The 19,612-nt window shown below is 64.6% G+C and carries 17 protein-coding genes; 9 read left to right on the top strand and 8 right to left on the bottom strand.

The genetic code is table 11. The features are described from left to right. Positions 1–127: 127 nt before the first annotated feature. The 3 genes from AAC691_RS17350 to AAC691_RS17340 all read right to left on the bottom strand — a co-directional run bounded on the left by AAC691_RS17350 (position 128) and on the right by AAC691_RS17340 (position 3,238). A complete protein-coding gene (locus AAC691_RS17350) occupies positions 128–1,306 on the bottom strand; it encodes a radical SAM protein (protein WP_342627825.1) in 1,179 nt (392 codons plus the stop codon). Positions 1,307–1,517: 211 nt separating this feature from the next. Next, positions 1,518–2,084 carry a CC0125/CC1285 family lipoprotein gene (locus AAC691_RS17345; protein WP_176639124.1) on the bottom strand — a complete coding sequence of 189 codons (567 nt, stop codon included), beginning with the start codon at positions 2,082–2,084 and terminating at the stop codon, positions 1,518–1,520. 263 nt (positions 2,085–2,347) lie between these two features. Further along, positions 2,348–3,238 (bottom strand): alpha/beta hydrolase, encoded by an 891-nt coding sequence (locus AAC691_RS17340; RefSeq protein WP_342627824.1) that lies wholly within the window; start codon positions 3,236–3,238, stop codon positions 2,348–2,350. 75 nt (positions 3,239–3,313) lie between these two features. Here AAC691_RS17340 and AAC691_RS17335 point away from each other — a divergent pair. The 6 genes from AAC691_RS17335 to AAC691_RS17310 all read left to right on the top strand — a co-directional run bounded on the left by AAC691_RS17335 (position 3,314) and on the right by AAC691_RS17310 (position 10,524). Further along, a protein-coding gene (locus tag AAC691_RS17335) for an IS5 family transposase (RefSeq protein ID WP_176641871.1) occupies positions 3,314–4,065 on the top strand; the annotation gives its coding sequence in 2 pieces (ribosomal slippage) (positions 3,314–3,644 and positions 3,644–4,065; 753 coding nt in all). 209 nt (positions 4,066–4,274) lie between these two features. After that, positions 4,275–5,567: an IS21 family transposase gene (istA, locus tag AAC691_RS17330; RefSeq protein WP_176639677.1), complete on the top strand. Its 1,293-nt coding sequence runs from the start codon at positions 4,275–4,277 to the stop codon at positions 5,565–5,567. Continuing rightward, a complete protein-coding gene (istB, locus tag AAC691_RS17325; protein ID WP_342626975.1) occupies positions 5,567–6,367 on the top strand; it encodes an IS21-like element helper ATPase IstB in 801 nt (266 codons plus the stop codon). The genes istA and istB overlap by 1 nt, the downstream gene beginning before the upstream one ends. A gap of 357 nt (positions 6,368–6,724) precedes the next feature. After that, complete coding sequence (locus AAC691_RS17320) at positions 6,725–8,302, top strand: FAD-dependent monooxygenase (protein ID WP_342627823.1); 1,578 nt, start codon at positions 6,725–6,727, stop codon at positions 8,300–8,302. Positions 8,303–8,595: 293 nt separating this feature from the next. Then, positions 8,596–10,002, top strand: coding sequence for a carbohydrate porin (locus AAC691_RS17315; protein WP_342627822.1), 1,407 nt, complete (start codon positions 8,596–8,598; stop codon positions 10,000–10,002). Positions 10,003–10,050: 48 nt separating this feature from the next. Continuing rightward, on the top strand, positions 10,051–10,524 hold the full coding sequence (locus tag AAC691_RS17310) for a GNAT family N-acetyltransferase (protein WP_342627821.1): 474 nt from the start codon (positions 10,051–10,053) through the stop codon (positions 10,522–10,524). 42 nt (positions 10,525–10,566) lie between these two features. On the opposite strand, the gene AAC691_RS17305 is transcribed toward AAC691_RS17310, so the two are convergent. From AAC691_RS17305 to AAC691_RS17285, 5 genes are all read right to left on the bottom strand, one after another. Continuing rightward, positions 10,567–11,514 carry an IS1595 family transposase gene (locus AAC691_RS17305; RefSeq protein ID WP_342627419.1) on the bottom strand — a complete coding sequence of 316 codons (948 nt, stop codon included), beginning with the start codon at positions 11,512–11,514 and terminating at the stop codon, positions 10,567–10,569. 152 nt (positions 11,515–11,666) lie between these two features. After that, positions 11,667–12,614 (bottom strand): IS1595 family transposase, encoded by a 948-nt coding sequence (locus tag AAC691_RS17300; protein WP_342627419.1) that lies wholly within the window; start codon positions 12,612–12,614, stop codon positions 11,667–11,669. Positions 12,615–12,702: 88 nt separating this feature from the next. Then, entirely contained in the window at positions 12,703–13,569 is an 867-nt protein-coding gene (locus AAC691_RS17295; RefSeq protein ID WP_176639378.1) for a hypothetical protein, read from the bottom strand. Further along, on the bottom strand, positions 13,566–14,558 hold the full coding sequence (locus AAC691_RS17290) for a ferritin-like domain-containing protein (protein WP_176639377.1): 993 nt from the start codon (positions 14,556–14,558) through the stop codon (positions 13,566–13,568). Before AAC691_RS17290 ends, AAC691_RS17295 begins: the two co-directional genes overlap by 4 nt. Positions 14,559–14,666: 108 nt before the next feature. Continuing rightward, positions 14,667–15,341 (bottom strand): ATP-dependent Clp protease proteolytic subunit, encoded by a 675-nt coding sequence (locus tag AAC691_RS17285; protein WP_176639376.1) that lies wholly within the window; start codon positions 15,339–15,341, stop codon positions 14,667–14,669. Positions 15,342–15,539: 198 nt separating this feature from the next. On the opposite strand from AAC691_RS17285, the gene AAC691_RS17280 reads away from it, so the two are divergent. From AAC691_RS17280 to AAC691_RS17270, 3 genes are all read left to right on the top strand, one after another. Beyond that, entirely contained in the window at positions 15,540–16,646 is a 1,107-nt protein-coding gene (locus AAC691_RS17280) for a hypothetical protein (protein ID WP_342627820.1), read from the top strand. 215 nt (positions 16,647–16,861) lie between these two features. Further along, positions 16,862–18,100: an LL-diaminopimelate aminotransferase gene (locus AAC691_RS17275; protein WP_176641298.1), complete on the top strand. Its 1,239-nt coding sequence runs from the start codon at positions 16,862–16,864 to the stop codon at positions 18,098–18,100. 100 nt (positions 18,101–18,200) lie between these two features. Continuing rightward, positions 18,201–19,553, top strand: a complete 1,353-nt coding sequence (locus AAC691_RS17270) for a homoserine dehydrogenase (protein WP_342630260.1) — start codon at positions 18,201–18,203, stop codon at positions 19,551–19,553. Positions 19,554–19,612 lie beyond the last annotated feature (59 nt).

Raw genomic sequence — 19,612 nt, 5'->3', positions numbered from 1 at the left:
ATTCCAACGATGCCATGCATCGTCGGAACCTTCGGCGGCTTCGCCCATCGTCTTGCAGGCCCGGGAGGCGTTGCCCAGTTGCTTCGACAGTTCCGGCAGGCCGATTTTGGCGCGGACGGTCTTCTGGTCACGGGGCGTGAGGAGGTCCTCCGATGGCTGCGGCGGGGGGCCGCGTCACCCGGCCTCTCCGGCCCCGCCGCAGCCCCGGTTGGGCCTCAACGCGACCGGCAATTGCTCTGCGTTTGCGTGCCGCCAAGCGACGTATGTGCGGCATTTCCTCCATAATCGATCCGAGGGATTGCGCGACTTCGCGTCGGAAGAGGGTTGCTATGGCGGATCGGACGTGACCCGCCTCCAAAGCATGGGCCGCATCCAACGCGGCGACCCCGGCGTGCATCAACATGCTCGCATTCCGGTAGCACGCCATCATACAAGCATTGCATGGCTCGCGCTGATCCGGAATTCCGTCGAGGTCGAAGACTGAGCCCATCGGGTGGCTCCACGCCTCGCAACGCCAGATGTCGAGGTTCCAATCGAGGTAGAAATACTTGTAGCCGCCGACACAGGGTACTCGCTGCGGCTCGCCACGTACAAAACGTGCGACTTCTTCGAGCGATGCTTGAGAGTTCATAACCGGGAAATGCTTCTTCAATTTGGCGATTGCCGCAAGGGCATCGAGCAGTTCAGCGCGGTTGAAGTCGACCAGTTTCGATTCCCCGCCAAACACCAGGGATGTTGAGCCAAATGGCTCGCGACGCGGATACGAAAATTCGACCGCGTCGAACCCGAGCCGCTTCAGGGTTTCGGGGAGTTTGTCGTAATGAACGAGCCGGCTGACCGTAACAGAGGCCTGGACCCGCAGGCCAAGAGATCGCGCCCGCGCGATGCCCTCTGCGATACGCGCGGCAAGTCCGTCCAGACCTCGGTTTTTCTCATGTACATCAAACTCGGCGCTGTCGATCGAGACGATCAGATTCGTGAGTCCAGCCGCAACCAGGGCGTCGACATATCGAGGCAAAAACCAACCATTCGTGATGAGAGTTGCCCGAATGCCGGATGCGGCCGTATCCGATACGAGGCGAACGATGTCCGGATGCACAAGAGGCTCGCCACCCTGGAATGTTACGTACCGTATGCCCCGTCGGTGCAAGATCGGCAGCGCGCGTGCGAAGTCTTCCGCATCAACGTATCGTCTGGGGCCGATCAGCGTGTTGTTCCGCGAAAAACCGCAGAAGTCGCAAGCTGCGTTGCAGACATTCGTTACTGAAAGGTCGCAGATTGCGGGGATCTTAGGAGCCAGCATCATCACGTCCCTCCATCACGGAGCCCCGCCGCAGTCTTCCACGACAACGCGGGACCGCTTTTCCCGGATTCTCTGCCGCCGCCGGGCGGGAGTTTCAGTCGAGGGGAGCCTCGATCATCTCTCTATGACGCAGCAGGGAAAATCATCGGACTGTCAGGCCCGGCCATTTCATCGGCCCCGCGACCGCCTTAGGTCGGCTTGATCGGCATTGCCGTCACGAAGGAGCCGGGGAGGTTGGAGCGCCCGGTGCGGGTTCGATGTGGATGACGGTCGGTCCGATCTCGTGCATGACCTCACGCGCGTCATAGGCATAGAGGTCGTTGAGCGGCTTGGTTCCGTGATAGAGGACGATATCGGCTATCGCATCATAGCTGTTGATGGGTTGGGAATAGCTTGTTCCGGAGCCGCCCCACGGACCAACGCCGCCCCTTCCATGGCGCCACCCCCAGCCGCCGCGCCAACCCCAGGCCAGATTGTCGCCATAGCTCTCATAGGCTGTATTCTTGTCGACGGCCTTGTTTACAATGACAAAATAATCATAGCCATTTTCCAGAGTCACCTCCGCGCACCGATACAACATATATGTATCGACAGTCTGGCGTGATGTCTCCGCATTGCCCCGGAAGGATATTCTGAAGCGATTTGTCTCGATCTGTTGCGTCGTATATCCCTCTCCAGCCTTCGTTGCCGGCTGGTACGGTGTTGGGTGAGTGCAGGCTGTTGCAATGATCAGTCCGGAGATCGCGGCGATCTGGCGAACCGTCATAAGGGGAACGGGCATTTCTTATCTCCCCACGTGATGAGCAATATTATCCGGACATTCGATGTCGCTCTCGCATGTTGTCCTTGTGCGGATTGTGATGCGGCGGAGTTCCGGCCCGATAAGTCGCAGTCCGCATGGACCTGCCTGCTTTCCAAACATGGACGCCCGCGACATATCCGCATTCAATCCTTCTTCGAGCGCGAAAACGGGCGAAAAGTTCGATATCGCGCCACAAACATTGGTTGAGTGGCTTTGCTTTCCTGCCACGCTCGACCCTTGCTTCAGATCGCACCGAAAAAGCGAGCCAATGCGTCCGCCACGGCTTCTGGCTGTTCCTCGGGCTGGAAATGGCCGCAATTCCTGATCGTCTCCCCGCGGACGTCCCGGCCGAACGGACTGATCATGGCCGCGATGTCGGGAATCGAGCCTTGATCGGCGCTCAGCCCGAGCACCGGCATTTCGAGCTGGCGCTCGGCCGCCAGCGCCCGGTTCTGTTCAGCCGAACGTGCCGCAGCGCGGTAGAAGGCGAGCCCGGCGCGCATACCGCCAGGTGCGGAGAAGATGCGCAGATATTCGTCGATCTCCTGTTGCCCGTAACAGGCCGGGTTGGCTGTTTTGTTCCAGAAGAACCATTCGAGATATGGCCGTTCGCGTCCTTCGAGCAGGATTTCCGGCAAATCCGGGACCGCGTGGAAGCCGAAATGCCAGGTTTTCCAGGATTTATCGGAGGATGAGGGCAGCATGTCGGGCAACGTGATGCCTGGAATCCCGGCATCCATCAGGGTCAGCGCCTCGATCTCCCGGCCGAACATCAGCGCGTAGGGAAAGGCGACCCAGGCGCCGACATCATGCGCGGCCAGGCAATATCGTTCGAGCCCGAGCTGCGCGACGAAATCATGCAGGCGCCGTGCGACGGTCGCAGTGTCGTAGCCATCGAGAGGGCGGTCGCTGTCACCCTGGCCCGGTAAATCGACTGCCACGACGCGGAAATCCCGAGCCAGAGCGGGCATGACCTTGCGCCATGCGTACCAGCTCTCGGGGAATCCGGCGACGAGCACGATCGTGCGCCCGGATTGGACGCCGCCCTCGACAAAGTGGAAACGCAACCCGCTCACGGTCGTGAAACGGTGGGCGAAGCCGGCCGGTGCTTCCGGCAGGGTGCCGTGGATCATGTGGGTTCCTTTCCAGTCTAGGGTCTGTGGGGATTTGGGATTCCTATTTTAGCGGAGATGTGATTCACCCTCTGGATGGATCGCTTAGTACTGACCGATGCCCAATGGGCGAAGATAGAACCGCATTGCCTGGGTAAGCTGTCTGATCCCGGACGCAGTGGCCGCGACAACCGGCTATTCATTGAGGCGGTTCTTTGGATTGTCCGAACAGGCAGCCCATGGCGGGACCTTCCTGCCACATTCGGCAACTGGAATACGGCATTCCGCCGGTTTCGTGATTGGCGCGAAGCCGATGTTTTCAAGCGGATTTTTGATGCCTTGTCGGGAGACCCCGACATGGAATACGCCATGGTTGATGCCACTATCGTCAAGGTCCACCGGCACGGCCAAGGCGCAAAAGGGGGACTCAGAGCCAGGCCATTGGTCGTTCCAAAGGCGGGATAACGACCAAGATCCTGGCCCTGACCGATGCCTTGGGCAACCTTGTTCGCTTCAAACTGCTACCGGGGAACCGCTACGACACGATCGGCGTCGCCCCTTTGATCGATGGCATCAACTTCGAAGCCCTGCTGGGCGACAAGGCCTTTGATGCCAACTGGATCATCGAAGAACTCGACCAGCGAGGCGCGAAAGTCGTCATCTCACAACGGTCACAGCGCAAGAACCCGCGCGCCATTGACGAAGAGATATACAAATGGCGTCACCTGATCGAGAACTTCTTCTGCAAACTCAAGGAGTTCAAGCGCATCGCCATGCGAGCCTGCAAAACCGACCGGAGCTTCGAGGCGATGATATATCTCGCCGCAGGTGTCATCAACTCACGCTAAATCCCCACAGACCCTAGTGTCCTGCCCGAGAAATTCTTATGAGAATTTCTCGGATCAGCAGGCCACTAAAATATTGATTCTAGTGTCCTTTCGATCCCGAAATTCGCTTGCGAATTTCGGAATCGGGACACTAGTGTCAGGCGAAGTGAGAAAGTGACCCCCTGTCGCAATGAGGAACTGACCCCCCTTCGTTTTTGAAAGGGGCACCGATGACGGAAGAAAAGAGCATGATTTCCGCATTGTCTGGAACGATGCGGGGAACGGGGATGCTGCAACCCGAGGAGGTTGCCGCGATGATGCGGCTGCACGGGCTTGGCTGGGGAGCCAAGCGGCTGGCGCGGGAGTTTGGCTGTTCGCGGAACACGGCGCGACGATATGTCCGTGCTGGCGGGGCGATCGCGTATCGGCAGCCTGAGCGGCGGTCGGCGTTCGATGGTCTGGACGATTGGCTTCGGGAGCGGTTCTTCCGGCACGACGGCAATGCCGACGTGATCCGCCAGGAACTGGCGAGCGAGCATGGGATCGTCATTGGGCTTCGCTCGGTCGAGTTGAAGGTCCGGCCGTGGCGGCGGGAGTTATTGGCCCGGAAGCGGGCGACGGTTCGCTTCGAGACGCCGCCTGGGCGGCAGTTGCAGATCGATTTCGGCGAGACGCGGGTGTGGATCGGCGATGAGCGGCTGCGGGTGTATCTGTTCGTGGCGACGCTCGGCTATTCGCGCCGCCTGCATATCCGCGCGTCGCTGAGGCAGGGACAGGCGGACTGGTTCGCGGGCATGGAGGGCGCATTCCTGCGGTTCGGCGGGGTTCCGGCGGAGATCCTGCTCGATAATGCCAAAGCTCTGGTCGAGCATCACGACGCGACGACGCGGGAGGTTCGTTTCAATGGGCGGCTGCACGCCTTTGCGCGGTATTGGGGCTTTGCGCCGCGTGCCTGCGCGCCGTATCGCGCCCGGACCAAGGGCAAGGACGAGCGCGGGGTCGGCTACGTCAAGAAGAACGCGGTCGCGGGACGGCGTTTCGCGAACTGGGCGATGTTCGAGGCGCATCTTGACCAATGGACGCGCGAGATTGCCGACCGGCGCGTGCATGGCACGACGGGCGTTGCACCGTCGGAGCGTTTCGCCGGCGAGGCCGAGGCCCTGCGCCCGCTCGGTGGACGCGCGCCGTTCGGCCAGTTGCGCGATCTGGTGCGCAAGGTTCAGGCCGATTGCGCGATCGACCTGGACACCAACAGCTACTCCGTGCCGTGGCGGCTGATCGGCGAGAGCGTCCAGATTGTGGTGCTGGGCGGACGCGTCGTCGTGCGTCATGCCGGGCAGGTCGTGGCGGATCATCCGCTTTGCGCGGGACGCCGGCAGCGGATCGTCGATCGCTCCCATCTCGCCGGCGTGGTCGGCGGACCGGCCGCGAACGGCCCATCACTTGCCGGGCTACCGACCCCGTTGCCCGACCTGCTCCGGCCGCTGGCCGAATATGAGGCTGTCGCGGGAGGGGCCTGGTGATGGCGGGCGTGGACCATGCGGCATTGGTCGGGATGCTGGACCGGCTCAAGCTGACGGCGATCCGCGACCAGCTGGACACGCTGCTCGACGAGGCGGCGCGCTCGGACATGACGTTACGCGAGGCACTGGCATTCCTGGTCGGGCGCGAGATCGCGCGACGCGACGAGCGCCGCATCGCCATGGCGAGCAAGATGGCGCAGTTCCCGTTCGTGCGGGAACTCGACGGCTTCGAGTTCGACGCCCAGCCGTCCCTCGATCCCCGGCAGGTCCGCGATCTGGCCGAGTGCCGCTGGGTCGCGCACGGCGATACGATCCTGCTGCTGGGGCCGCCGGGAACGGGGAAGACGCATCTGGCCGTGGCGCTCGGGCGCGAGGCGATCCGGCGAAACTACAGCGTGCAGTTCGTCACCGCCGCGACATTGGTCGCCATGCTGGCCAAGGCGCATGCGGACGGCGCGCTGGACAAGCAACTGGCGCTCCTATCGCGACCGAAGCTGCTGATCATCGACGAACTGGGCTATCTGCCGTTCGAAGCCAACGCCGCGCATCTGTTTTTCCAGCTCGTCTCAAGGCGCTACGAGCGCGGCTCGATCCTGCTGACCTCCAATCGCTCGGTCGGAGAATGGGGCGAGGTCTTCGGCGACCCGGTGGTGGCCACCGCCATCCTGGACCGCCTGCTGCACCATTCCACCGTGATCACCATCCGCGGCGACAGCTACCGTCTGCGGGAGAAACGACGCTCCGGCCTTCTGCAGAAGGCCGGAGCGTCCATCAGAGAAGCCGAGACAACCACTTCATGACGGGGTCAGTTCCTCGCTTCGCCAAAGGGGTCAGTTCTTCAATTCGTTTGACAACGGCTGCCTCTATGACGGGAAATGGTAACTGGAGACGGGCCGAAACGGTTCCCAGCCAAACATGCTGGTCCGGTGATGTCGATGCTTGCTGGCAGACCTTTATCCGTTATGTTGGAAGTGTCGAAAAACGGCAGAACCTGGTGTGGGTAGTCCAGGTCCCTTCGCTTCAGCGAAGGCTCTGATCGACGGCTTCGGCCGCGATCCCCGCGACGAAAACCACGTGCCCCATGGGCGCGGGGCGTTCGTTCGTGTGGATCTCATGTTGGGAAACGCTCCGATCGAACGTCGATCAAGGAGCTTCCCATGCCTGGTCTTCACGATGCGCTTTACGATGTCGTCATCGCCGGCGCTGGCCCGGTCGGCCTGTTTCTGGCCTGTGAGCTGCGGCTTGCCGGGTCGTCGGTGCTGATACTGGAGGCTTCGGCGACACCCGATGGGGTCGTAAAACGACTGCCGTTCGGAATGCGCGGCCTGTCCGTGCCTACGCTGGACGCCCTTCATCGTCGCGGACTACTCGACGAACTTACCGAGACGCTGCGCAAGAAGATGCAGGCGGAAGCGCCGACGCACTTCGCTGGTAATCCGCAACGCAAGCTGGCGGGGCATTTCGCCGGGATCCCATTCTATAATGGCGATATCGACACGGCGAAATGGCCCTATCGCCTGCCCGGTTCTTCCGCCCTCGGCATGATGGGAGAAACGGAAGCGCTGGAAACCGTTCTGTCTACACGCGCCGTCGCACTCGGCGTCGCGATCCGCCGTGGGACGAGACTCGAGACGATCGATCAGAGCGAGGATCATGTAATCGTCCATACGCGCGGCGGGGCGTTCCGGGGACGCTGGCTCGTCGGATGCGATGGCGGCCGCAGCTCTGTCCGCAAGCTGGCAGGCTTCGGTTTCGTCGGAACAGAGCCCGAGTTCACCGGCTATACGATCGGCGCCCGGCTCGTTGATCCCCAGGCACTTCAGCCGGGTAGGCATTACACGCCAACGGGTATGTACACGTATTCGCCGGCCGGCATCGTCACGATGGTGGATTTCGACGGCGGTGCATCCCACCGGTCGGCGGACATCGGGCCGGATCATTTGGAAGCGGTGTTGCGTCGCATCTCCGGCACCAACGTCGCGCTGGCGGACATTACCCTCGTGACCACTTGGACCGACCGCGCATATCAGGCGACAACCTATCGCCAGGGTCGTGTCCTGCTCGCAGGCGATGCCGCGCATATCCACTCACCATTGGGCGGCCAGGGCCTCAACCTGGGCATTGGCGATGCGATGAACCTCGGGTGGAAGCTCGCGGCCACGATCCGTGGCGACGCGCCCTTAGGACTTCTCGACAGCTACGCCGGCGAACGCCACCCGGTCGGAGCGCAGGTCCTCGACTGGTCACGCGCGCAAGTGGCGATCATGCGGCCATCCCCGAGCGCGCGCGCGATCGAAGCCATCATGCGCGACCTGATCGCAACGCGCGACGGCGCGACTTACTTCGCGGGGCGGGTGTCAGGCGTGTCGCTCGGATATGACCTCGGCGGCGCCCATCCCCTGATCGGCACCAGTGTCCCGGAGTTCAGGCTGATGGATGGGACGACCGTCGGCGAGCGTCTGCGTACCGGCACGGGACTGCTCCTCGATTTCGAGGCCCGGCCATCACTTGCCGCCATGGCCGATCGTTGGCGGAGCCGCTTATCCTATATCGGATGCAATGCCGCCGATCGGCTGGGAATCAGCGCCTTGCTTGTCCGGCCCGATGGCATCGTCGCCTGGATCAACGAAGGCGAAGCCGACGAAGCCGGACTAACGCTGGCGGCTTCTCGGTGGTTCGGCGACGCGCCGGCCAGCCCGCACGGCATGGCCAGGAGGCCGGTCCCACAGCAATGACGACCGTGCCGCGATGACCGGACCAACCCCGCGCCTCCGCGACATGCGAGCCCCGGCAGGTCACCGGACGGTCACGCCGCTCCACAGCGGCAGATGCTCCATAGGGCAGATAAAGCAAATAAAATTGCATATGCTTTTTATTATAGCATGTTGAATATTTCATTCGCCCGGCATTAACTGCCGTCACCATGACCCATCCCCTCAACCTGCATCCCGGGATCACAGGGACACGCATCCCAAGGCAACGCCACGCGAAACGTTCGCCCGCGCACGCAGTCTTGAAGGCCCCGCCCTTGAAAGCCCCGTCCGGCACTCGCCGCCGGACGGCGATCCTGATCGGCCTCCTCACCTGCCTTGCCGCGGGGACGGCCCGGCCCGCTCCCGCCACGCCGACCGCCGCGACCGGGATCCCGACCGAAAACTCAGTCGGCACGCCATCCGAAAGCCAGGGTCTCATCGACGGCGATGTCATCGCCCTGCACGCGCAATCCACCTTCGTCTTCCAAGGGCATGACGGTTTCCACGCGCCCTATGGCGGGCCGCAGAGCCTCGACCGTGCGGCGCGCGGCAACGAAACCTGGGACCTCACGCTCTATGCCGGCCTGCACCCATGGCAGGGCGGCGAAATCTGGATCAATGGCGAAATCGATCAGGGTTTCGGGATCAGCAACACGACGGGCATCGCCGGCTTCACCAGCGGCGAAGCCTACAAGGTCGGCCGCGCCGTGCCCTATTTCCGCGTACAGCGCGCCGTCTATCGCCAGACGGTGAATCTCGGCGGCACGCCGGAACGCGTCGCGTCCGACCTCAACCAGTTCGGCACGATCCACACCACCGATCGCCTGGTACTGACGCTGGGCAAATTCGCGGTCACCGATATCTTTGATGCCAGCAGCTACGCCCATGACCCGCGCACGGACTTCCTGAACTGGACGGCCATCGACGCCGGCACGTTCGATTACGCCGCCGATTCCTGGGGATATACCGCCGGTATCGCCGGCGAATGGTATCAGGACCGCTGGACGCTCCGCTCCGGTGTCTTCCTGATGTCGAACACCCCCAACAGCCCCGATATCGACACCAGCTTCCACCAGGTCCAGGCCGATGAGGAAATCGAGGAACGGCACAGCCTCCTCGGGCGCCCGGGCAAGATCCTGGTCACCGCCTTCCTCAGCCACGCCCGCATGGCCGATCTGGCCGACGCGGTGCGCCTCTCCAGAAGGACCGGCCAGCCGGCCGATGCGGCGGCGGTGCGCCGTTACGGCAACCGCCCGGGCATCAGCCTGATGCTGGAACAGGGCGTCACTGCCGATTTGGGGGTATTCCTCAGGGCGGGATGGGCCGACGGACGGTACGAATCCTATGAATTCACCGATATCGACCGCAGCCTGGCCGCGGGGCTCTCCCTCGCCGGCTCATCATGGCACCGTCCCGACGACCGGATCGGCATCGCCGGAATGACCAACGGCGCCGGGCGACAGCTCAAGGCCTATCTCGCCGCCGGCGGCACCGGCCAACTGGTGGGGGACGGAAAATTGCCGCATCCTGGCGATGAACATATCGCCGAACTCTATTACGATGCCGCCGTCATCCGTCCCGTCCACGCAACGCTCGATTATCAATGGATCGGCAACCCGGCCTACAACCGCGATCGCGGCCCCGTCTCCGTCCTGGCCTTCCGCCTGCACGGACAATACTGAACGCCTCCCCCTGCGCCATCGCAATCCAGCACAAATCCAGGACACCCCATGAACGGCACCACATTTTTCCGGACGGCCGTCACCGCCGATATCGACCGGATCCGGACATTGGTCCGCGCGTCATACGCCAAATGGGTCCCGTTGATCGGCCGCGAACCCTGGCCGATGACCGCCGATTACGCCCGCGCCGTGCGCGAACACCGCATCGACCTTCTCCTGCGGGGCGAAGACCTGGCCGCACTCATCGAGATGATTCCCCGCGACGACCATCTGCTGATCGAAAACGTCGCCGTCTCCCCGGCCTTCCAGCGACAAGGCCTCGGACGCACGCTGATGGCCCACGCCGAACACGTGGCGTCCACGCTGGGCCATAACGTGATCCGGCTCTACACCAACCAGCTTTTTGCCGAAAACATCGCCTTCTACCACCGCCTCGGCTACACCATCGACGCCGAGGAACAATGGCATTCCGGTGTCATCGTGCATATGCACAAGTCGATTGCACCATCGGGCTTGGCGTAATTTCTGTTCTTTTTTGAAAAAAAGAACCAAAAAACTTCCTGATTACGCACTAATTTCAGCCAATTTGAGCAGGCGATAGGGCATGGGCGGGGTTCTGACGGCGGCGTATCCGAGGCGAGGGATCATGGAGGCGAGGTCGAAGCGGCGATTGAAGCGATAAACGAACTCGGCGAGATAGCGCGGCGCATGCTTGTCACGGATAGCACGGTAAGTACCGGTCATGGCATTCTTGATGTTGGCGAGAGCGGTATTGACCCATTTGAAAGCAGGGTTGCGGCCTGCCTTTGGTCCCGAACCGGTCAGGATGGGATGATGGACGCACCCTGCTTCGGTGACGGCGGCGAAACAGCGTAGACCGTCACTGACCACGCTGCTGGCGGGGTCGAAGCTGTTTTTTGCCATCTTTGCGATCTCGGCCCTACTGAACCCGGCCACCCGGCGGAGTTTCAGGCGGATTGGCTTGCCTTGCGGTGTGGTTTCAACAGCGGCCACGATCGGCGTCTTGCCCGCTGATCCTCGCCCGCGCTTGCCGCCGCCGCGTTCTCCGCCGAGATAGGCGTCGTCCAGTTCGATCCGTCCCTTCAGTCGCTTGCCGGCCTCGCGTTCCATCATTACCTGCGCGAGTTTATGCTTGATCTTCCAGGCCGTGGTCTGCGTCACGCCGAGCCTGCGCCCCAGTTCGATGCTGGAGATGCCGCCTTTGCTCTGGGTCAGATGGTACAGGGCACGAAACCAGGTCCGTAACGGCACCTTGGTTGCCGCGAAGATCGTTCCGGCGATCAGCGACGTCTGCTTCCGACAGGCGCTGCATTGATACTGCCCACGGCTCTGAATGACGCTGTGCTCACGCCCGCCGCAGGCCGGGCATTCAAAACCAGATGGCCAACGCCAGCCAAAGATCACCGCTCGGCACTTCTCTTCGCTTCCGTAAAGTTCGTCAAATTGGGCTTCGCTTAGCCCTTTCTGAAACTGGACCTTGTTGCGAGCCATCGATCAAGCCTCTCGAAAACAACAAATGTTCTCGTTTTGTATCATAAATCCCTGGCTGAAAATAGTGCGTAATCAGGAAAAACTTTTGAACGTTTAAGGGACTATTTGCTGGGCGTGCACAAGGCCCCTCAACGGACAAAAGTTTTTCCTGATTACGCACTAATTTCAGCCAATTTGAGCAGGCGATAGGGCATGGGCGGGGTTCTGACGGCGGCGTATCCGAGGCGAGGGATCATGGAGGCGAGGTCGAAGCGGCGATTGAAGCGATAAACGAACTCGGCGAGATAGCGCGGCGCATGCTTGTCACGGATAGCACGGTAAGTACCGGTCATGGCATTCTTGATGTTGGCGAGAGCGGTATTGACCCATTTGAAAGCAGGGTTGCGGCCTGCCTTTGGTCCCGAACCGGTCAGGATGGGATGATGGACGCACCCTGCTTCGGTGACGGCGGCGAAACAGCGTAGACCGTCACTGACCACGCTGCTGGCGGGGTCGAAGCTGTTTTTTGCCATCTTTGCGATCTCGGCCCTACTGAACCCGGCCACCCGGCGGAGTTTCAGGCGGATTGGCTTGCCTTGCGGTGTGGTTTCAACAGCGGCCACGATCGGCGTCTTGCCCGCTGATCCTCGCCCGCGCTTGCCGCCGCCGCGTTCTCCGCCGAGATAGGCGTCGTCCAGTTCGATCCGTCCCTTCAGTCGCTTGCCGGCCTCGCGCTCCATCATTACCTGCGCGAGTTTATGCTTGATCTTCCAGGCCGTGGTCTGCGTCACGCCGAGCCTGCGCCCCAGTTCGATGCTGGAGATGCCGCCTTTGCTCTGGGTCAGATGGTACAGGGCACGAAACCAGGTCCGTAACGGCACCTTGGTTGCCGCGAAGATCGTTCCGGCGATCAGCGACGTCTGCTTCCGACAGGCGCTGCATTGATACTGCCCACGGCTCTGAATGACGCTGTGCTCACGCCCGCCGCAGGCCGGGCATTCAAAACCAGATGGCCAACGCCAGCCAAAGATCACCGCTCGGCACTTCTCTTCGCTTCCGTAAAGTTCGTCAAATTGGGCTTCGCTTAGCCCTTTCTGAAACTGGACCTTGTTGCGAGCCATCGATCAAGCCTCTCGAAAACAACAAATGTTCTCGCTTTGTACCATAAATCCCTGGCTGAAAATAGTGCGTAATCAGGAAGTTTTTTGGCTACTTTTGCGCCGCCGCCCGCAAATGCGGCCGCCGCCGGTCCCACAGCCGCATCCCCCGCAGCGCCAAATCGGCCATCGCCGGCAGCAGGCGCGGCTGCATCAGGTCCGGGTCGAATTCCTTCATCCGCCGCGCATTTTCGCGATAGCAATCCTCGACGAATTGCTGGAACGAAAAATCGTCCAGAAACACATTGGCCTGCGTCACCGCGAAATCGCGCCCGTCATTGGGCTGCTGCCCGCGCCGCACCATCGCCAGCAATCGTCCCAATGCGCGCCCATAGAACCGCGTCGATTTCAGCGCCCGCCGCACCGCGCCCAGTCCGCGCCTGCGCTCACGCCACGCCATGTAATTGATGAAGAACACGATATGCCGCGTCTCTTCGAACATCAGGATGTCGAAGATCTCGAACAGCTTTTCGGGCAGGAAGTGCGACTGCCGCGCATTCTTGAACGCACCGAATCCCAGGAACGCATCCAGGCATTCGCCGAACCCGAAATCGATGAACGCCGTCTCCAGATCGTCGGGAAAGGTCTCGATCGGCTGCTCGGCGGCATCGATCCCGTACCGGTCGATCATCACGCGGATCAGCCTGGCATGCCGCGCTTCCTCCACCCCCTGCAGCGCCACGGCCTCGCGCACCACCGGATCGTCGATCCGCGGGGTAAAGGCCGCGACGATCGCCCCCGCCCGGCGCTCCGTGTGATACACTTCCTGCCAGAACGGAATGGTGCGCAACCGCGCCAGTTCCTCCTCCGTCAGGTCGGGCCAGGGCAGCGTCTCGGGATCGAACACCTGATGCGTGTCGATGAACTGACGGCAGAACAGGTCCTTATGGAGTTCCGACCCGGCCTCGATCGCGCTCACGCCGGCTGCTCCACCAGCGAATCCCCCGACGGCTTCTTCAGGAACATCCGGATGAACCGCGCCAGGTTCGGCGCCAGCTTCGGCCGCGCCAGGCGCGGGTCATAACCCGAAAACCGCCGGTCATTCTCCGACAGGCACAGATCGATCAGCTCGCGCAGGCTCACATCCATGTTCGCGACGTCCTTGGCGCCCGTCACGGTAAAATTATTGTCCTGCTCCTGCACGTTGCCGTCCGCATCCATCGTGCGCGCCAGCCCGACGCGCTCGTACGCCAGGAACACCCACACCGCCAGCACACGCAGTTCGAACCATGGCCGCTGCCAGGCCGGCATGGTGGCGCGGTGCCAGGCCAGCCAGTTGGCGAACAGCAGGATATGCCGGCATTCCTCCTGCATCACCGGCTCGAACGTCTCGATCAGCTCGGGCGGAAAGAACCCCGAACGCTGCGCCAGCGCAAACAGGCCGAAGGCGAAGAAACTGTCCACGCATTCCGAAAAACCGGTGACCAGATAGGCCCATTCCGTATCGCGCGGCTCGATGTAGGGCGGCTCCGGCGCCATCTTGATGCCGTACGCCTCGACCAGCTTCGACAGCACCTCCTTGTGGCGGTTCTCCTCCCACGCGTTGCGTGAAATCGCATCCTTCATGTCCGGATCGTCGATCATCCGGGCATAAGCCGCCATCCGCAGCCGCGCCTTGCCCTCGGTCTGCACCGCGATGTCCCAGATCGGCAGCGACGTCACGCGCTTCAGCGTCTCGGGCTCCAGCTTGGGCCACGCGATCACCGACGGCTTGTACGGGTTGAAGGTGTCGCGGAACATCTCCGCCACGGCACGCTTGTGCTCGGTGCTGCCCGGCTTCAGCGGCCCGGGCACCGGGCTCGACCAATGGCGGGCATTGAAATCCGCCTCGGCAACGCTGCGCGGCGCGGCATCGGCCAGATTCCGCGCTTCCGGCAGGGAGGTATAGATATCGCTCAGAGAACTCATCGTACGCACGCTCGCTGATCGGACCGGCCTCCCCTCCGGCCGGAGGAGGAGGCCGCCGTTCCTCGGCGCCCCGCCCCGCATCACGGGACGCGGGGCGGTCCTGGTCGGTTATCGAATATCGGAGAGGTTGGAAATGACCCGGCTCACCAGGCCATAGGCGATCGCCTCTTCGGCCGACATCCAGTAATTGCGGTCGGTATCCTTGCAGACCTTGTCATAGGGCTGCCCGGTCTCGCGCGCGAACAGCCGGTTCAGCCGCTCGCGCATCTTCACGATCTCCCGCGCCTCGATGTCGATGTCGGTGGCCGGTCCCCGCACCCCGCCCATCGGCTGATGCAGCAGGAAGCGCGTATTCGGCAGGCAGAAGCGCCGCTCCGCATTGCCGGCGGCAAAGATCAGCGCGCCGGCCGATGCCACCCAACCCGTGCCGATCACCCGCACCGGGGCCACCGAATCGACGAAGCGGATCATGTCATGGATCGTGTCGCCACTCTCCACATGCCCGCCGGGCGAATTGATATAGACGTCGATCGGATGCTCCGACGCCCCCGCCAGCGCCAGCAGCCGCCCGGTCACGTCGCGCGCCAGCTTGTCGTTGATCGCGCCGAAGATCAGCACCTTGCGCTGCTCGAACAGCCGGCTTTCCAGCTCGCTGATCGGCGAGGACAGCGTCTTGTTGTCGCCGGGCTCCTTCGGTTCCGGGCCAGGGGGTTCGGGGATGTCGGGGCCATCCGGCTCCTCGTCATCCATCCGGATACGGTCCTTCGGCTGCATGCCGTTCATCATTCTCTCCCTGTATCCAGGACTGGTCTGCATCATCGTTCTATCCTGCGCCGCCTTCGTGCCGGTGCCAAGAGTGTGTTTGGCACCCTCTCCCTCCGTCCCCGCCGCGGCCTCTCTCTCGCTAAACCCGTCGCGCCGGGCTAGAACGGCCCGACAGGCAGGGCGCGGCACGGCGCCGCGAACGGATATGGAGAGAAGATGGGTATGAACGCGCCGCCGCCAAGACACCGCGCCCAGCACGCGGCGGCCACCGCCATTTCCCCCGCCGGCCTGCCGAAATCCCTCCTGCCCAAATCCCTCCTTCTGGGGACCGTCCTGCTCGGCCTGGCCGGCTGCGGCCATCGCGACGCGTTCGACGCCACGATGGATTGGTGGCACCAGTACGAAGGCGGGGCGATCGCCCGCCAGCGCCCCCCGCCGCCCGGCGCGCACGATCCCTATCCGGCGGTCGGCCTCACCCCCACCACCCCGCCCGTCGTGCCCTCGGCCACCCTGCGGCAGAGCGTCACCGAAAACCTGGTCGAACAGCGCAACCTGGCCCACCGCCAGGGCGCCGAAATCGGCGCGCTGACCATCGCCGCCCCCCCGTCGCCGACATCGGCCAACCCGCCCCCCGCCAACGCCCGCGCCGGCGCCCCGCCGGCCGCCCCGGGCACGCCCCCCGCCGTGCGCCCCGCCCCGCCGGGCGTCTCCTCGGCCATGCTCGCAGCCGCCGAAGCCCCGCCGCAACCGGCACGCCCACCCGCGCCGCATGCCGCATCGACAGCCGCGCCGGCCGGCGAGACAGGCACTGGCGGGACAGGCACTGGTGAGACAGGCACCGGCGAGCCCCTGCTGGCCATGCCCGAAGTCGGGGAGAATGTCGGTGGCCTGGGCGGCAAGGCCCCGCCTCCCCCCGCGCCGCTGCCCGCGATCCCGGCCGCCCCGCCGGCTCCGCCGCAATTCCCCGGCTTCGCGGTCCCCAGCGACATCGACCTGCCCACGCTGCCGCATCCGGATTACGCGCTGGCCGACCTCGCCGGCACGCGCATCCGCTTCCCCGCCGGCAACGACCAGCCGCAGCCCGGCCAGGACGGCACGCTCCACCAACTGGCCGGCCAGGCCCAGGGGCGCCCGGTCTATGTCCACGGCTATGGCGAGGCCGCGTCCACCGACCCGGCCGAACAGACCCGCGCCACGACCCTCGCCCTGCTGCGCGCCCGCGCGATCGCCGACAGGCTGGTCGCCGACGGCGTGCCCGCCGGCACGATCCGCCTGCGCGGCCATCCGTTCGGCGACGGCGCCCGCATCAGTTTCACGCAATAATCCTCAACCCGGCCGATCCACTCCGCAATAAACGATCTGCGGCGGCGCCTCGGCGCGGTTGCCTGCCGGGCGGCGGCGTCGTTATATCTGCGCATGGCCGGGGCACGTCCCCGCCAGTCGCGCCCGCGCCGCCCGAGCAGGCGGCGCGAGACGGCGTTTCAGACCTCAGATCCGGGAGCGAACCACGCGCCCGGACGGATATTCACGAGCCACCCATGACCGAAGAATTCCACCGCATCCGCCGCCTGCCGCCCTATGTCTTCGCCGAGGTCAACAAGGCCAAGGCCGCGGCGCGAGCCCGGGGCGAGGACATCATCGATCTGGGCATGGGCAATCCCGACACCCCCACCCCGCCCCATATCGTGCAGAAGCTGGTCGAAACCGTCGCCGACCCGCGCAGCCACCGCTATTCCGTCAGCCGCGGCATCCCCGGCCTGCGCCGCGCGCTCGCCGGCTACTACGCCCGCCGCTTCGACGTGCAACTGGACCCCGAGACCGAGGTGATCGCCACCCTGGGCTCCAAGGAGGGCCTGGCCAACCTCGCCGCCGCCATCACCAGCCCGGGCGACACCATCCTGGTGCCCAACCCCTCCTACCCGATCCACCAGTTCGGCTTCATCATCGCCGGCGCCTCGGTGCGCTCCGTCCCCGCCACGCCGGACGAGGACATGCTGCGCGCCCTCGACCGCGCCGTGCGCCATTCGGTGCCCAAGCCCACCGCGCTGATCGTCAATTTCCCCTCCAATCCCACCGCCTACGTCGCCGATCTCGATTTCTACCGCGAGCTGGTGGCCTTCGCCCGCCGGCACGAGATCTGGATCATGTCCGACCTCGCCTACGCCGAAATCTATTTCGGCGACCGGGTGCCGCCCTCGATCCTCCAGGTCCCGGGGGCCAAGGACATCGCCGTCGAATTCACCTCGCTGTCCAAGACCTATTCCATGGCCGGCTGGCGCATGGGCTTCGCGGCCGGCAATCCCCGCCTGATCACCGCGCTGACCCGCATCAAATCCTATCTCGACTACGGCGCCTTCACCCCCATCCAGGTCGCGGCCGTCGCCGCCCTCAGCGGCCCGCAGGATTGCGTCGACGACATCCGCACCCTCTATCGCGAACGGCGCGACGTGCTGATCCGCGGCCTGCACGCCGCGGGCTGGGACGTCCCCTCGCCCGAGGGCTCGATGTTCGCCTGGGCCCCCCTCCCCCCGCAATTCCGCGCGATGGGCAGCGTCGATTTCTCCAAGCTGCTGCTCCGCGAGGCCGGCGTCGCCGTCGCCCCCGGCCTGGGCTTCGGCGAATATGGCGATGATTTCGTGCGCATCGGCCTGGTGGAGAACACCCAGCGCCTGCGCCAGGCCACGCGGGCGATCCGCCAGTTCATGACCCGCCACGGAGTAAACGTCCCGCCCCCCCGCCCCGAGGCGCGCCAGCCGGCTCCCACGCCGGCGCATTAGGCCCAATCCGCGCGCCGCCAGGCGGCGCCGGATCACATTTTCGGGCGCGGCCCCGCCGCGCCCCTCGACAAAGACAGGACGACAGGTGAACCAGAAGACCATGAGCGCGGACGGCAAAGGCGGACAGGCGGGAGGGGACACCACACCGCTCAGGATCGGCGTCGCGGGGCTGGGCACCGTCGGCGCCGGCCTGGTCAAGCTGCTGCGCGCCAACGAATCGATCGTGGCCGACCGCGCCGGCCGGCCGATCGTCGTCACCGCCGTCGCCGCCCGCGACCGCACCCGCGACCGCGGCATCGACCTTGCCGGCCTGACCTGGCACGACGACGCCCTGGCCCTGGCCCATGACCCCGACATCGACGTGGTCGTCGAACTGATCGGCGGCGCCGAGGGCATCGCCCGCCGCCTGGTCACCGCGGCGCTGCAGGCCGGCCGGCCGGTGGTCACCGCCAACAAGGCGCTGGTCGCGATCCACGGCGCCGAACTCGCCGCCCTGGCCGAACGGGCCGGTGTCCCCCTGACGTTCGAGGCCGCGGTGGCCGGCGGCATCCCGGCGATCAAGGCGGTGCGCGAGGGCCTGGCCGCCGACCGGCTGGTCCGCGTCGGCGGCATCCTGAACGGCACCTGCAACTACATCATGACCGCGATGCGCGAGAGCGGCCGCGCCTTCGCCGACGTGCTGGCCGAAGCGCAGGCGCTGGGCTATGCCGAGGCCGATCCCTCGACCGACGTCGACGGCATCGACGCCGCGCACAAGCTCGCCATCCTGGCCGGCCTCGCCTTCGGCCGCCCGGTCGCCTTCTCCTCGGTGCATGTCGAGGGCATCCGCGCCATCGACGCGCTCGACCTCACCTTCGCGCGCGAACTCGGCTACCGCATCAAGCTGCTCGGCCTCGCCCGCCGGCGCGAGGACGGGATCGAGGCCCGCGTCCATCCCTGCCTGGTGCCCGAACGCGCGCCGATCGCCCAGGTCGACGGGGTGTTCAACGCCGTGGTGGCCGAGGGCGCCTTCGTCGGCCGCCTGATGCTCGAGGGCCGCGGCGCCGGCGAGGGCCCGACCGCCACCGCCGTGGCCGCCGACCTGATCGACATCGCCCGCGGCAACGCCGTGCCCGTCTGGGGCCGCAGCACCGACGGCCTGACCCAGGTCGAGGCCCTGCCCCGCGCCGCGTTCAACGAGGAATATTACCTGCGCCTGAACGTCCATGACCGCCCCGGCGTGATCGCCGACGTCACGGCCGTCCTGCGCGATTACGGCGTATCCCTGCGCAGCATGCTGCAGCACGGGCGGGCCGCGTCCGACGATCCGACCGTCGCCGACGCGCCCTCCGTGCCGCTGGTCCTGGTCACGCACCGCACGCGCGAATCCGCGATGATCGAGGCCCTGGCCAGGATCGCAGCCCTGCCGGCGGTGATCGGCGACCCGGCGATGATCCGCATCGAAGCCGGCTGACCCCACCACCGCTCCGCGTTTGGGGGGCGATCGCGCCCCCTGGAACGGCCGGCACCAGA

The sequence above is a fragment of the Nguyenibacter vanlangensis genome (assembly GCF_038719015.1).
Taxonomy (GTDB): domain Bacteria; phylum Pseudomonadota; class Alphaproteobacteria; order Acetobacterales; family Acetobacteraceae; genus Gluconacetobacter; species Gluconacetobacter vanlangensis.
This window is presented reverse-complemented; position numbering and strand designations above follow the sequence as displayed.

Coding starts and splice junctions, on each gene's coding strand:
- AAC691_RS17350 (WP_342627825.1), bottom strand. CDS start 1,306: ATGATGCTGGCTCCTAAGATCCCCGCAATCTGCGACCTTTCAGTAACG.
- AAC691_RS17345 (WP_176639124.1), bottom strand. CDS start 2,084: ATGCCCGTTCCCCTTATGACGGTTCGCCAGATCGCCGCGATCTCCGGA.
- AAC691_RS17340 (WP_342627824.1), bottom strand. CDS start 3,238: ATGATCCACGGCACCCTGCCGGAAGCACCGGCCGGCTTCGCCCACCGT.
- istA (WP_176639677.1), top strand. CDS start 4,275: ATGACGGAAGAAAAGAGCATGATTTCCGCATTGTCTGGAACGATGCGG.
- istB (WP_342626975.1), top strand. CDS start 5,567: ATGGCGGGCGTGGACCATGCGGCATTGGTCGGGATGCTGGACCGGCTC.
- AAC691_RS17320 (WP_342627823.1), top strand. CDS start 6,725: ATGCCTGGTCTTCACGATGCGCTTTACGATGTCGTCATCGCCGGCGCT.
- AAC691_RS17310 (WP_342627821.1), top strand. CDS start 10,051: ATGAACGGCACCACATTTTTCCGGACGGCCGTCACCGCCGATATCGAC.
- AAC691_RS17305 (WP_342627419.1), bottom strand. CDS start 11,514: ATGGCTCGCAACAAGGTCCAGTTTCAGAAAGGGCTAAGCGAAGCCCAA.
- AAC691_RS17300 (WP_342627419.1), bottom strand. CDS start 12,614: ATGGCTCGCAACAAGGTCCAGTTTCAGAAAGGGCTAAGCGAAGCCCAA.
- AAC691_RS17290 (WP_176639377.1), bottom strand. CDS start 14,558: ATGAGTTCTCTGAGCGATATCTATACCTCCCTGCCGGAAGCGCGGAAT.
- AAC691_RS17285 (WP_176639376.1), bottom strand. CDS start 15,341: ATGAACGGCATGCAGCCGAAGGACCGTATCCGGATGGATGACGAGGAG.
- AAC691_RS17280 (WP_342627820.1), top strand. CDS start 15,540: ATGGGTATGAACGCGCCGCCGCCAAGACACCGCGCCCAGCACGCGGCG.
- AAC691_RS17275 (WP_176641298.1), top strand. CDS start 16,862: ATGACCGAAGAATTCCACCGCATCCGCCGCCTGCCGCCCTATGTCTTC.
- AAC691_RS17270 (WP_342630260.1), top strand. CDS start 18,201: ATGAGCGCGGACGGCAAAGGCGGACAGGCGGGAGGGGACACCACACCG.